Origin of the sequence: Microbacterium sp. Mcb102, from assembly GCF_024519805.1 — a bacterium.
In the GTDB taxonomy this organism is placed as follows: domain Bacteria; phylum Actinomycetota; class Actinomycetes; order Actinomycetales; family Microbacteriaceae; genus Microbacterium.
Window position 1 is genome coordinate 326,161 of record NZ_JALJRG010000003.1, and the last position, 12,649, is coordinate 338,809.

Annotated in this window: 9 protein-coding genes; 1 reads left to right on the forward strand and 8 read right to left on the reverse strand. The window is 69.6% G+C overall.

All coding sequences use genetic code 11. The annotated features are described in order from the left end of the window. Nucleotides 1-4: 4 nt before the first annotated feature. Together OC372_RS10485 and OC372_RS10490 are read right to left on the reverse strand one after the other, a co-directional pair. Nucleotides 5-1,294, reverse strand: a complete 1,290-nt coding sequence (locus tag OC372_RS10485; RefSeq protein ID WP_262001915.1) for an ABC transporter substrate-binding protein — start codon at nt 1,292-1,294, stop codon at nt 5-7. Between the two features lie 73 nt (nt 1,295-1,367). Then, nucleotides 1,368-2,402 (reverse strand): LacI family DNA-binding transcriptional regulator, encoded by a 1,035-nt coding sequence (locus OC372_RS10490; RefSeq protein ID WP_029264434.1) that lies wholly within the window; start codon nt 2,400-2,402, stop codon nt 1,368-1,370. 122 nt (nt 2,403-2,524) lie between these two features. Between OC372_RS10490 and OC372_RS10495 the strand changes: the two genes are divergently transcribed. Beyond that, on the forward strand, nt 2,525-4,135 hold the full coding sequence (locus tag OC372_RS10495) for an FAD-dependent oxidoreductase (RefSeq protein WP_219860798.1): 1,611 nt from the start codon (nt 2,525-2,527) through the stop codon (nt 4,133-4,135). Between the two features lie 15 nt (nt 4,136-4,150). On the opposite strand, the gene OC372_RS10500 is transcribed toward OC372_RS10495, so the two are convergent. The 6 genes from OC372_RS10500 to OC372_RS10525 all read right to left on the reverse strand — a co-directional run bounded on the left by OC372_RS10500 (nt 4,151) and on the right by OC372_RS10525 (nt 12,529). Further along, a complete protein-coding gene (locus OC372_RS10500; RefSeq protein ID WP_262001918.1) occupies nt 4,151-5,188 on the reverse strand; it encodes a LacI family DNA-binding transcriptional regulator in 1,038 nt (345 codons plus the stop codon). 17 nt (nt 5,189-5,205) lie between these two features. Then, nucleotides 5,206-7,671, reverse strand: a complete 2,466-nt coding sequence (locus tag OC372_RS10505) for a glycoside hydrolase family 2 protein (protein WP_262001920.1) — start codon at nt 7,669-7,671, stop codon at nt 5,206-5,208. Nucleotides 7,672-7,779: 108 nt separating this feature from the next. Further along, nucleotides 7,780-8,691, reverse strand: a complete 912-nt coding sequence (locus OC372_RS10510; protein WP_262002103.1) for an aldose 1-epimerase family protein — start codon at nt 8,689-8,691, stop codon at nt 7,780-7,782. 5 nt (nt 8,692-8,696) lie between these two features. After that, the gene (araA, locus tag OC372_RS10515) at nt 8,697-10,220 is read right to left on the reverse strand and encodes an L-arabinose isomerase (RefSeq protein ID WP_262001922.1); all 1,524 of its coding nucleotides are present in this window, start codon (nt 10,218-10,220) and stop codon (nt 8,697-8,699) included. Between the two features lie 9 nt (nt 10,221-10,229). After that, nucleotides 10,230-11,813 (reverse strand): xylulokinase, encoded by a 1,584-nt coding sequence (locus OC372_RS10520; protein ID WP_262001923.1) that lies wholly within the window; start codon nt 11,811-11,813, stop codon nt 10,230-10,232. Beyond that, nucleotides 11,810-12,529: an L-ribulose-5-phosphate 4-epimerase gene (locus tag OC372_RS10525; RefSeq protein ID WP_091032064.1), complete on the reverse strand. Its 720-nt coding sequence runs from the start codon at nt 12,527-12,529 to the stop codon at nt 11,810-11,812. The genes OC372_RS10520 and OC372_RS10525 overlap by 4 nt, the downstream gene beginning before the upstream one ends. Between the last annotated feature and the right edge of the window lie 120 nt (nt 12,530-12,649).

The following is a 12,649-nucleotide window of genomic DNA, read 5'->3' on the forward strand; positions in this document are numbered from 1 at the left end:
GCGGTCAGCCCTTGAGCGTCGGCGAGATCTGCTCGCAGATGCCGGTGACCGCGGTCTCGACGTCGCCGCCCGACCACACCGGGTCGAGACCCGCACGGACCTTGTCGGAGAACTGGGAGAGCACCGGGTGCTGCGGCTTGACCGAGGCGTCGGGGACCACGTCGATGATCGCCGACTGGATCTCTTCGGGCGAGAGCTTCGGCGCTGCCTGCGAGAGCGTCTCCACGTTGAGCAGGGACTCACGGGGCGGCGGGAAGAACTGCGCGAGGAGCTCGGCGTTCGTGGGGTTGGTCAGGTAGGCGAGGAAGCCTGCCGCCTGATCCTGGTTCTCACTGCGCTCGAGGACGCTCACGCCCGCCTGGCCGACGATCGGGTGGTACCCCTCCGGTCCCGCGGGCAGCGGGAGGAACGACCACTCGAAGCTGTCGTCGAGGCTCCCCGACTGGCTGAGCTGAGCGACGCTGAAGGCGACGTCGCCGCTCGCGAATGCGGCGGGCGCCGCGTTGCCGGAGACGGCGGGAATCGCTCCCCTGTCGATCTGGTCCTGGTACCACGTGAGGTACTCGATCATCTCGGGAGAGGCGAACTCGCAGGTCGTGCCGTCTTCGGACCACGGCGCGGCGCCCCAGGCATTTCCGAGCATGGTCACGGCGCTCCAGTTCGTCGGGTTGAACGTGGGCACGTTCAGCCCTGTCGCTCCCGTCTCGCCGTTCACCGCCGCAGCGATGTCCGCGACCGTGTCCCACGTGTAGTCGGGAGTGCCGACGAGCGACTCGACATCCGGCTGGCCCGCGGCCGCGACGAGGTCATCGTTGACGTAGAGCGCGAAGGGGGAGTTCGAGAACGGATACGCGTAGACGCCTCCGTCGTCGTCCTGCCACGGCGCGAGCGCGGCCGGGAGGATGTCGTCGAGGTCGTAGCCGTCGGTGTCCTCCAGGGTTTCGCGCACGTCGTGCAGGATCCCGGAGTCGACGAACTCGGGACCGCTCGCCTCCGGGATCCAGGCGAGATCGGGAACGTCGCCGCCGGCGATCTGCGTCGTCAGCCCGGCGACGTAGTCCGGGTTCGTGACGGGTTCGAAAGTGATCGACGAGACTTCGTCGCCGTGCTCTTCGACGTAGGCATCGCCGATCTCCTGCAGCAGCGCCAGGTGACCTTCGTTGGAGGACCAGAGCGCCATTGTCAGGTCGACGGGGCCTGAGGCGCCGCTGTCGGTACCGGCGCAGGCGCTGAGGGACACCGCCAGAACTCCGGTGAGCGCGATGGCAGCCCCTCGGGATCGGGTAGCTCGCATGAAGTACTCCTTCGGACTCATTGACGCGCCTCGTAGCGCGCTGAAAGAAAAAGTACCAGAACTATCGAGAATATCAAGCAGTATTTTCGATAGCTTGCAGAGGTGCCGTCGATCCCCGCACGACGAGTTCCGTCGCCAGGTCGGTATGGAAGGCCGGCGGTGTCGTGCCGAGCAGCAGCTTGTGGGCGACCTCCACCGCGTAGGAGCCCATCGCCTCGGAGGGCTGCCGGATGGTCGTCAGCTGCGGGGCCGTCATCCGCGCGACGAGCTGGTCGTCGAACCCGATGACGCTGAGCTCATCCGGGACGGACACGCCGGCGCGGCGCGCGGCCTCGAGGACTCCGGCGGCCTGCGCGTCGCTCGCCGCGAAGATCGCCGTCACGCGACCCGGTCGACCCAGAAGGGTCTCCGCCGCCTGCAGGCCGGATTCGTAGGTGAAGTCGCCCTCTTCGATGATGTCGTCCCCGGGTTCGATCCCGGCCGAGGCGAGAGCGGCGAGATGTCCGTGCTTGCGAGCGATCGACGCCTGCGTGTCGGAGACTCCGCCGAGGAACCCGATGCGCCGATGCCCGAGCGAGAGCAGATGCTGCGTCGCTGCCATCCCCCCTGCGAAGTTCGTGGCGCCCACGGAATACGAGTCGTTGTCCGGCAGCTGGTAGGTGTCGACCTCGACGAGGGGGACGCCGTTCTTCGCGAGCTTCGCCCGCTCCTGCGTCCTCAGCCGCGACTTCAGCGCGATGACCGCGGTCGGACCGTTGCGCTTGGTCCGCTCGATCCAGCCGGCGGCGGGCGCCCCATCCGGAAGGTCGAGCAGCACGAGCTCGAGCCCGGCCTCGTGCGCCGCACGCATGGTGCCGCGCAGGATCTCGACCGTCAGCGGGGACGACATGCTCGAACTCGCGAGCACGACCACCACCGTCGCCAGATCACTCCGCGAGCGCTGCTTCGGCGACAGGTACTGCTTGTCGCGGAGCACCGACTCCACCCGCACGCGAGTGTCGGCAGCGACGTCGGGCGCCCCGTTCACGACCTTCGAGACGGTGGAGATCGAGACCCCCGCCTCACCCGCCACCTCGGCAAGCGATGGTCGACGCTCCTTCGCGCGCATGGGCACCCCTTCACTCAGTCAGCGTTCTGGAATTCTATGGCGAACCCGTCTCCTCTAGAGATTTTACTTGGACATGTTCGAGAAAATTACCTAGAGTTCTCGGGAAAGAAAGGTGTTCTTCCGTGACACGACAGCAGGCCGACCTTCTCATCATCGGCGGTGGCGTCGGCGGCGTCTCCGCCGCCCTCGCCGCTCTGCGCCGCGGCAGATCGGTCATCATGACCGAGCAGACCCCCTGGCTGGGGGGCCAGCTGACGAGTCAGCTCGTACCCAGCGACGAGCACCGACGCATCGAGGCGACGGGTCGTAACCGCAGCTACGCCCAGTTCCGCGACCTCGTCCGGGATCACTACCGGACGTACTACCCGCTCACCGCCGCCGCGAGAGCCGACCGGCATCTCAACCCGGGCGCGGCCTGGGTGAGCCCGCTCAGCGTCGAGCCGAAGGTCATCCTCGCGGTGATCCACGACCTCCTCCGGCCGTACGAGGCCTCCGGACGACTCGCTCTGATGCTCGAGACCACGCCTGTCGCCGTCCACACCGACGGTGACCGCATCGCCGCGGTGACCGTGCGCGACCGCGAGGGCGTCTCGCGCGAGCTGTCCGCGCCGTTCGTGCTGGATGCGACCGAGCTCGGTGATCTCCTGGAGCTCGGCGGAGTGGAATACGTCACCGGCCGCGAGGCTCGAGGCGAGACCGGGGAGCCCAGTGCGCCGGAGGCCGGTGACCCGCTCGACATGCAGAGCGTCACCTGGTGCTTCGCGGTCGAACACCTCGCCGGTCAGGATCACACGATCGATCGCCCCGACGACTACGACACCTTCCGCGAGTGGCGGCCGCCGCAGCTCGACGGCGAGAAGATGCTCGGATTCCGACGCGCCGCGCACGACGGCTCCATCGCCCGCGAGTACACGCTGCGGGTGAACGACGACGATGACCCCTTCGCCATCGACGTCGACCACCGCAACATGGACGGCGCCCCGGAACTGTGGAACTACCGCCGCATCGCCGCACGGCGCCAGTTCGAGGACGGCGCCTATGAGAGCGACATCGTCATCGTGAACTGGCCGATGAACGACTATGTCGGGGGCCCGCTCTTCGGCGTCGACGACGCCGCCGTCCACTGGGATCGCTCCAAGGCGCTGAGTCGATCGCTGCTCTACTGGCTGCAGACGGAGGCTCCTCGACCCGATGGCGGTGTCGGCTGGCCGGGGCTCCGCCTCGCGCCACAGGTCACGGGGACGCCCGACGGGTTCGCGATGATGCCCTACTTCCGCGAATCCCGTCGCATCCGGGCCGAGCGGACGATCCTCGAGCAGGACTTCGACCGCGATCTCCGCGACGGAAGGGGCGCCGAGCGCTATCCCGACACCGTGGGGGTCGGCCACTACTACTGGATCGACCGGCACGCCACGACCGGCGGCAGCGCCGGTGGCGGCGGGCTCCCGGAGCCGTTCGAGATCCCGCTCGGCGCCCTTCTGCCGCAGCGCGTGCGCAATCTCCTCCCCGCAGCCAAGAACATCGGCACGACGCACATCTCGAACGGCAGCTACCGGCTGCAGCCCGTCGAATGGTCCATCGGCGAGGCCGTGGGGGCCCTCGCCTCGTACTGTCTCGACCACGGTGTCGAGCCGTCGACGGTGCGCGCGGATGCCCGGCACCTGGACGACTTCCAGCGCGACCTCGAGCGCGGAGGCGTGCAGCTGCGGTGGGACCCCGCTCTTCGCTGGTAGACCGCCGTCGACGGATCAGGCCTCGGTCGGCGCAGGACCGGTCGAGGCCCTGATCTGCAGCATCGGTGTCGCCTCCTGGTAGACGGCCGGCTCCGCACCGTCGATGACGTCGAGCAGGCGTCGGGCGGCCTCTGCGCCGAGGGCGACCACATCGTGGCTGAGCGCCGTCAACCCCGGCGTCACGAGTCGGCAGAGAAGCGAGTCGTCCCACGCGATGATCGACACATCGCCGGGAACGGACAGTCCCCGCTGATGCGCCGTGGTCAGGGCGGCGACAGCCATGATGTCGTTGTCGAAGATCAACCCCGTCGGCGGGCGCGGCGACGAGAGCACGGCGCGCGTGGCGACCGCACCGGCATCCTCCGAGAGGTCGCTGCGGACGATGTCATGGTCGAGCCCGCACGCACGGGCGGCCTGATCGAACGCGTCGTCGCGGATGGCCGTGTACGCATACCGTCGGGGCGCCGCGACCCGGGTGATGCGACGATGCCCGAGAGCAGCGAGATGATCGACGGCCTGTCTCATCGCGGCGGCGTCGTCCGTCCACACGGTCGTCAGGCCGGCCGCAGCGCTCGGATCGCCCACCGCGACTGCGGGGACACCGGCTTCCCTGACGACGGCGATCCGCTGATCGTGTGGCCTCAGATCGGTGAGGAGGACGCCGTCCACGCGCCGTGACCTGCGCCAACGCCGGATCGCCTCGACCTCGGCGTCCGCGTCAGCGGCGACCTCGAGCAGCAGCCCTCGGGAGCGCACGGTGAGCGCCGACTCCACTCCCGCGATGAACTGCATGTAGAACGGCTCGACGGAGAGATCACGAGGATCCTTCGTGAGCACCAGACCGATCGTGTCCGCACCGGCACCCGCCAGGGCACGCGCGGCGCTCGCCGGCGACCAGCCGAGTCGGGCCGCCACTTCGAGCACCCGTTCCCGCGTGGCCTCGGAGATCCCCGGGCGACCGTTGAGGGCATAGGAGACGCTCGCGGTCGACGTCTGCGCCTCGCGCGCGACATCGGCGATCGTGACCCGCCGGGCCCGCGCAGCGCTCGTCATCACCGATGCAGCTCCCGTCAGTCGGGATCGATGATATCCCGCAGCGAGGAGACGACGAACGCCTCCCGCACCGAGTCGGGGTCGAGCGGCTCCGGCGCGCGGACGCGGAAGATCGCGGTCTCCCCCGGGAGCACGGTGGTGAAGCCCCGATCGACCGTCGCCTCAGGATGGAGGCGATCCGGCTGGACGAGCACGTCGCGCGCGAGGAGACGTGAGCGGACGCTGATGTCCACACCACCGGCGACGACGGCGACGGCGACTTCCAGCGGTGCGTGAGCGTGCGCGCCACTCGGCGAAGCGAAATGCCAGAGGGCTCGCTGGTCGTCGACAGTGGCGACCACGAACTCTTCCGCCGGATCCCGCGGCTCGGCGATGATCGGCGGCAGCTCGATGCGGGTCACCGAGCGCGGAGGCACGGAGAGCGGGAGCGACTGCTCCGCCGCAGCCATCCCGTCGGCCCGCCGCCGCGTGAGTCCCACCGTGGAGCGCCACGCCTCGTCGTCGTCGTTGATGATGCACAGTTCGAGCCCGCCGTCCCGCGGCTCGATCGTCAGCACGCGCGGTGCGTACATGTCGCGCAGGGCGAAGTAGAGCGGCTTGCACCGGCCCGCACTGTCGATCGCCGACCAGGACGTCACCGGCCACAGGTCGTTGAGCTGCCACACGATCGTTCCCGAGGTGCGCGGCCAACTCGCGCGCCAATGCAGCACGCCGGTGCGGACGGCCTCGACCTGCATCCACTGCGTCTGCAGATGCCACCGGTCGAAGTCGTCCGTCGGCGGCAGGTGGCGGGCGAGATTGCGGGCGAGCTTCGCGTGCCCGTCGATGGCCTTCTGATGGTGCCGGACGTTCTCGGAGTCGAGACGAAGATCGGGGTCCGAGACCGCATCGCGCAACGTCCGCCAGGCGGCGGCGCCCTGCCACCCGAACTCGGAGACGAAGCGCGGAGAGCTGTCGCGGTAGACCGAGTAGTCGTCTTCGTTCCAGGCATCCCAGGAATGGAAGGTCTGGTGATCCGTGTCGTTCGGATCGTGAACCCCGCTGCCCGACCAGGGACTCCCCTCCGTGTAAGGACGGGTCGGGTCGAGCTCGCGGACGAGGTCCGGCAGCCACTCCAGGTAGTACCGCTCACCCCAGGTGAGCTCCCCGCCCCGCTGCGATGCCCAATCCTTGTCCAGGCGCATCCAGAGGTTCTCGTTGTTCCCGTTCCAGAGGGCGAGGCTCGGGTGAGAGCTGAGCCGCACGATGTTCTCGCGGGCCTCGGCCAGCACCTCTGCCCTGATCGGCTCCTCCTCGGGATAGGCGGCGCAGGCGAAGAGGAAGTCCTGCCACACGAGCAGGCCGAGCTCGTCGCACGCGGAGTAGAACGCCTCGCTCTCGTAGACGCCTCCACCCCACACCCGGACGAGGCTCACATTGGCCTCCGCCGCCTGCTCCAGGCGCGTGCGGACGCGGTCGGCGACATCCTCCCCGGGGAAGACGCTCTCGGGAATCCAGTTCACGCCCTTGATGAACATCGGGCGGTCGTTGACCGTGACGACGAACGGCGTGCCGTGCGCATCGGGGGTCCGATCGACGACGACGGTCCGGAAGCCGACCCGCGTGCGGTGTTCGTCGAGCCGCTCTCGCTCCGACCAGAGTGAGACCTCGACCGAGTACAGATGGGGTTCGCCGAATCCGCGCGGGTGCCACCGCTGCACATCGGGAACGGCGACCACGACGGTCGCCGACTCTTCACCCGGCGGCACCTCGGCATGAACGGCCTGCCCCGCGATCTCGATCTCGAGATGCAGCGGGAGGCTCGCGCCGGAGGCCGTTCGCTCGAGGTCGATGTGAGCGGTGAGGATGCCGGTCTGCTCGAAGACGTCGACCAACGGACGGACCGCGGCGAGCCGCGCCGTGCTCCAGCTCTCGATCCTGACGTCACGCCAGAGCCCGCATCCGGGAAGGGTCGGCCCCCAGTCCCAGCCGAAGCTGCTGGCCATCTTCCGGATGAATGCGAACGGCTGCGGATAGGCGCTGGGGCGCGCGCCGAGCGCACGTTCCTGCTGCTCGGCATACGTGTATGCGGAGGTGAAGCAGACATCGACGCTGTTCTCCTCCTCGATCGCCGCCGTCACGTCGAACCGGTACGCACGATGCATGTTCCGCGTCTGTCCGACGGTTCGCCCGTTGACGGCGATCGACGCGATGGTGTCCACGCCGTCGAGGACGAGATCCACCCGCTCCGCGTCGCCCGACCGGGGGAAGGTGCGACTCAGGCGCCAGTCGCATCGAGCGACCCAGGACACGGCCTCCTCGTTGCGGTCGACGAAGGGGTCGGGAATGAGGTCTGCGTTCCGCAGATCAAGATGGATCGCCCCGGGCACCTGCGCGTCGACGGCCCTCCCGACGAGCGGCGCGGCCTCTTCCGGGACAGGAGTGTCCCCCTCGGCGTCGACCGTCCAGCTCCACCGTCCTGCCAGATCCGACGTCGTACGCATGCGGAGTCCTCCTCGCTGATTCGTGAGGAGTCCACTGTAACCTAAGCGCTTAAGTAGCTAGTGCCCCATGCTCCCCCGCGCCCTGCGGCGGCGGTGCGAATGGTCCCGCTACAGCGCGAAGATCCGCCACGACGCCGCGTGCGTCGCGCCGGGATCCAGCGTCACGAGATCCACGCCGGAGTTGAACGCGTCGGGCGGGCACGTCATCGGCTCGACCGCGAGCCCGATGCGATGCGTGTCCGCGACGGCGGGGGTGTCGGCGGTGTGCACCTGCACCCACGGGCAGCGCTCGTCCCACACCATCCCCACACCGCGACCGTCGGTGGCCGTCAGCCGCACCTCGGCCGGGCCGCCGTCACGGGTCAAGCCGGTGAAGGCATGATCGATGAAGACCTCGCCGATGGGGCGCGCCGAACGGAAGTCCCACTCCGGATGCTGCGACACCGGCTCCACCCCGACCGGGCTCAGCCGATCGGGGGTGACCGTGAGCACCTCGGATGCCGGGAGCAGCAGGGTCCAGTCGTCGACTCTGCCCTGGCCGGCCACGAGGTACGGGTGCGGCCCGGTACCCCAGGGCGCGGCATCCGCCCCGACGTTGTGCGCGGTCACCGTCTGCTGCAGCCCCTCGGCATCGAGCCGGTACTCGACCTCGACCTCGACACGGAACGGGTACCCGGTCTGCGGCAGGATCACGGCGGCCAGCACGACCCGGTCGTCGAGCACCAGACGGTCTTCGAACTCGACCCAGGCGAGCAGCCCGTGCAGCGCATGCGCGCGTTCCGGCTCGGTGAGCGCCAGCTGCTGCTCCGCTCCGCCGAACGAGTAGCGTCCGTCGACGATGCGGTTCGGCCACGGGGCCAGCGTCACGCCGCGGTAGCCGGGGCGCACGGCATCCGCATCGAACGGCACCACGAGATCGCGCTCCTCGAACGTGAGCGTCCGCAGTGTCGCGCCGATGCTGGCGATCACGGCCTCATACCCGTGCGCGGCGATCCGCAGCTGACGGCCGGAGCGCGGCATCGTCGTCACAGGCCCTGAGCCAGCCGGTAGTAGGCCTGGTTCCAGCGGACCTGCTTCTGGAACTCGGGCAGCGTGGTGCTGTCGTCGATCACGAGCAGCTCGACCTCGGCCATCTCGGCGAAGTCGCGGAACGCCTCGATCCCGACCGCGGTCGACATGACCGTGTGGTGGGCGGCACCGGCGGTGAGCCAGGCGGCGGCGCTCGTGGTGAAGTCGGGCTGCGGCTTCCAGACCGCGCGTCCGACCGGGAGCTTCGGCAGCGCGGCCCGCGGCGGCACGTTCTCGACCACGTTCGCGGTGAGGCGGAAACGATCGCGCATGTCGCTCAGCGCCACCACGACGGCGGGGCCGGGGTCGGCCGTGAAGACCAGGCGCACCGGGTCGTCCTTGCCGCCGATGCCGAGCGGGTGGATCTCGAGCGTGGGCTTCGCGGAGGTCAGCGACGGGGAGACCTCGAGCATGTGCGCACCGAGGATCAGCTCATCGCCCGGGGTCATGTCGTAGGTGTAGTCCTCCATCAGGCTCGCGCCACCCGGCAGACCCGCACCCATCACGTTCGCGATGCGCACGAGCACGGCCGTCTTCCAGTCACCCTCTGCGCCGAAGCCGTAGCCCTCGGCCATCAGCCGCTGCACCGCGAGGCCCGGCAGCTGCTTCAGCGCACCGAGGTCTTCGAACGAGGTCGTGAACGCACCGAAGCCGCCCTCCTCGAGGAACGACCGCAGCCCGATCTCGATAGCCGCACCGTCACGCAGCGACTCGTGCCGCTCGCCACCGCGCCGCAGCTCGGGAACGACCTCGTACAGCTCTTCGTACTCGGCGACGAGCGCGTCGATGTCGGAGGCGGATGCCGCGGCCACGGCCTCTGCCAGCTCGTTCACTCCCCACGTGTTCACCTGCACACCGAATCGCAGCTCGGCCTCGGTCTTGTCGCCCTCGGTCACCGCGACGAAGCGCATGTTGTCGCCGAAGCGCGCGAGCTTCAGGTCGCGGGAGGCCGCGAGGCCGGCCGCCGCCCGCTGCCAGGTGCCGAGCTCACGGCGCAGACGCGGGTCGGACGCATGCCCGACGATGGTCTTGCGCGGCACACCCAGACGCGTCTGGATGTATCCGAACTCGCGGTCGCCGTGCGCCGCCTGGTTCAGGTTCATGAAGTCGAAGTCGATGTCGGCCCAGGGCAGCTCGACGTTGGCCTGCGTGTGCAGGTGCGCGAGCGGCTTCTGCAGCGCGTCGAGTCCGGCGATCCACATCTTCGCCGGGCTGAAGGTGTGCATCCACGCGACGAGGCCGATCACGCGGTCGTCAGCGTTGGCCTCGAGCGCGGTGCGCTTGATGGCTGCGGCATCCGTCAGCACCGGCTTCCAGACGATGGTGACCGGAACCTCGGGCGACTCGTCGAGCAGTCGCGCGATCTCCTGCGACTGCGCCGCGACCTGCGCGAGCGTCTCAGGGCCGTAGAGGTGCTGGCTGCCGGTGAGGAACCAGACCTCGTAGCCGTCGAGGGAGGTGGTGAGCGGAGTGCGGGTCATGAACGGTCCTTACAGGGATTCGACGGCGGCGGCCTCGATGGCCAGGCCCGCTCGGTAGCGGTCGAGATAGGCGGAGAACCCGGCGACATCGGCCGGGTCGGGGTCGGCGGTGCTGAGGGATGCCGTGGCGAACACCCGCTGGTCGAGGTAGTCCGCCAGCGCGAGGTCGTCGGCATGGGCGAGGTACGAGGCGAGCACGGCGATGCCCCACGCGCCACCCTCGGCGGCGAGCTCGCCGACGGCGACCGGAGCATCGAGCGCACCGGCGAGGAAGCGCTGGGCGACCCCAGCCGTGCGGAACATGCCTCCGTGCGCGAACATCCGGTCGAGCTGCACGCCCTCCGCCGCGAGCACCTGCATGCCGAGCGCGAGCGTGCCGAACACGCCGTAGACCTGGGCGCGCATGAAGTTCGCGAGCGTCAGTGCACTGTCGGGGGTGCGCACGAACAGCGGACGCCCCTCGATCAGGCCGGCGATCGGCTCGCCGGCGAGGTGGTTGTAGGCGAGGAGGCCACCGGCATCCGCCTCACCCTCGAGCGCCTCGCGGAACAGGACGTCGAACGCGGCATCGTCGTCGATCGGCTGGCCGGCCGCGGCGGCGAAGCGCGTGAACAGCCCCGCCCAGGCCGCGAGCTCGCTGGCACCGTTGTTGCAGTGCACCATGGCCACGGCGTCGCCCGCCGGCGTGGTCACGAGGTCGAGCTCGTGGTGCACCTCGGCCAGCGGATGCTCCAGCACGACCATCGCGAAGATGCTCGTGCCCGCGCTCACGTTGCCGGTGCGCGGGGCGACGGAGTTCGTCGCGACCATGCCCGTTCCCGCATCACCCTCGGGTGGGCACAGCGGGATGCCGGGGCGCAGTGCGCCGCTCGGGTCGAGGAGGGCGGCGCCGCCGGCGGTGAGGGTGCCGGCCGCGGCCCCGGCGGGGAGCACGCTCGGCAGGAGCTGAGCCGCCGGTGCGGGCAGACGGTCACCGACGAGGGCGTCGTAGGCGTGCAGCATCCGCGCGTCGTAGGCGCCGGTCGCGGCATTGATCGGGAACATGCCCGAGGCATCACCGACCCCGAGCACCCGCTCGCCCGTGAGGCGGTGGTGCACATAACCGGCGAGGGTGTTCACGCTCGCGACCCGGGCGAGATGCGGCTCGGCGTCGAGCACGGCCTGGTGCAGGTGCGCGATCGACCAGCGCAGCGGGATGTTCACGCCGAACAGCTCCCCCAGCTCGGCGGAGGCCGCGCCCGTGCTGGTGTTGCGCCAGGTGCGGAACGGCACGAGCAGCTCGCCGGACGCGTCGAACGCCAGGTAGCCGTGCATCATCGCCGAGACCCCGATGGCGCCGAACGTGTCGGGACGGATGCCATGGCGCTCCTGCGCACCGTCGACCAGAGCCGCGTACGCCGCCTGGAGGCCGCTCCACACCTCGTCGATCGCGTAGGTCCAGCGGCCGTCTTCGAGGCGGTTCTCCCACGAGAACGAGCCTGTGGCGAGGACCTCGGTCGCGTCGGAGCCAATCAGGCAGGCCTTGATGCGGGTCGAGCCCAGCTCGATGCCGAGGCTCGTGCGCCCCTCACGGATGTCGTCGAGCGCACTCATCGGCGGGTGTCCTCGGACTGGCCATAGACGTTCTGATATCGGTCGAACAGGCTGTCGATCGCGGCCTGCGGAATCGGGATGAGCGGTCCGGCCTCGCGGGCGAGGTGCACGGTGCGTGCGACGTCCTCGACCATGACGGCGGCCTTCACGGCATCCTCCGCATCCGCGCCGATCGTGAACGGACCGTGGTTCTGCATGAGCACCGCCCGGGAGCGGTGACCGCTGAGGGTCTCGACGATGCCGCGGCCGATCGAGTCGTCGCCGATGATCGCGAAGGGGCCGATCGGGACGGGCCCGCCGAACTCGTCGGCCATCGCGGTGATGACGCAGGGGATCTCCTCGCCCCGCGCCGCCCACGCGACGGCGTAGGTCGAGTGCGTGTGCACGACCCCGCCGACGGTCGGCATGTGCCGGTAGACGTACGCGTGCGCTGCGGTGTCGCTCGACGGTGAGCGGTCACTGCCGGGCGTGCCGGGGATGACGTTGCCGTCGAGGTCGCACAGGATCATGTTCGAGGCGGTGAGGTCGTCGTAGCTCACACCGCTCGGCTTGATCACGAAGAGGTCGGCGCCGGGCACGCGGCCCGAGATGTTGCCGCCCGTCCAGATGACCAGGCCGTAGCGGACCAGTTCTCCGTGCAGACGGGCCACATCCGCGCGGACGACCGCGATCGCGTGCTCGATGTCGGGTTCGAAGGTGGGGGCGTCGTCGCTCACAGCTGCCTCTGGGTTCGCATCCGGCCACTGTGACCGGTCACAGAAGTCTGTCACGGCAGCGCTCGGTCCGTCAAGGCTCGCCCCCTGCGCCGCCCCCTCTCACCGAGTGCACGGGAAGCT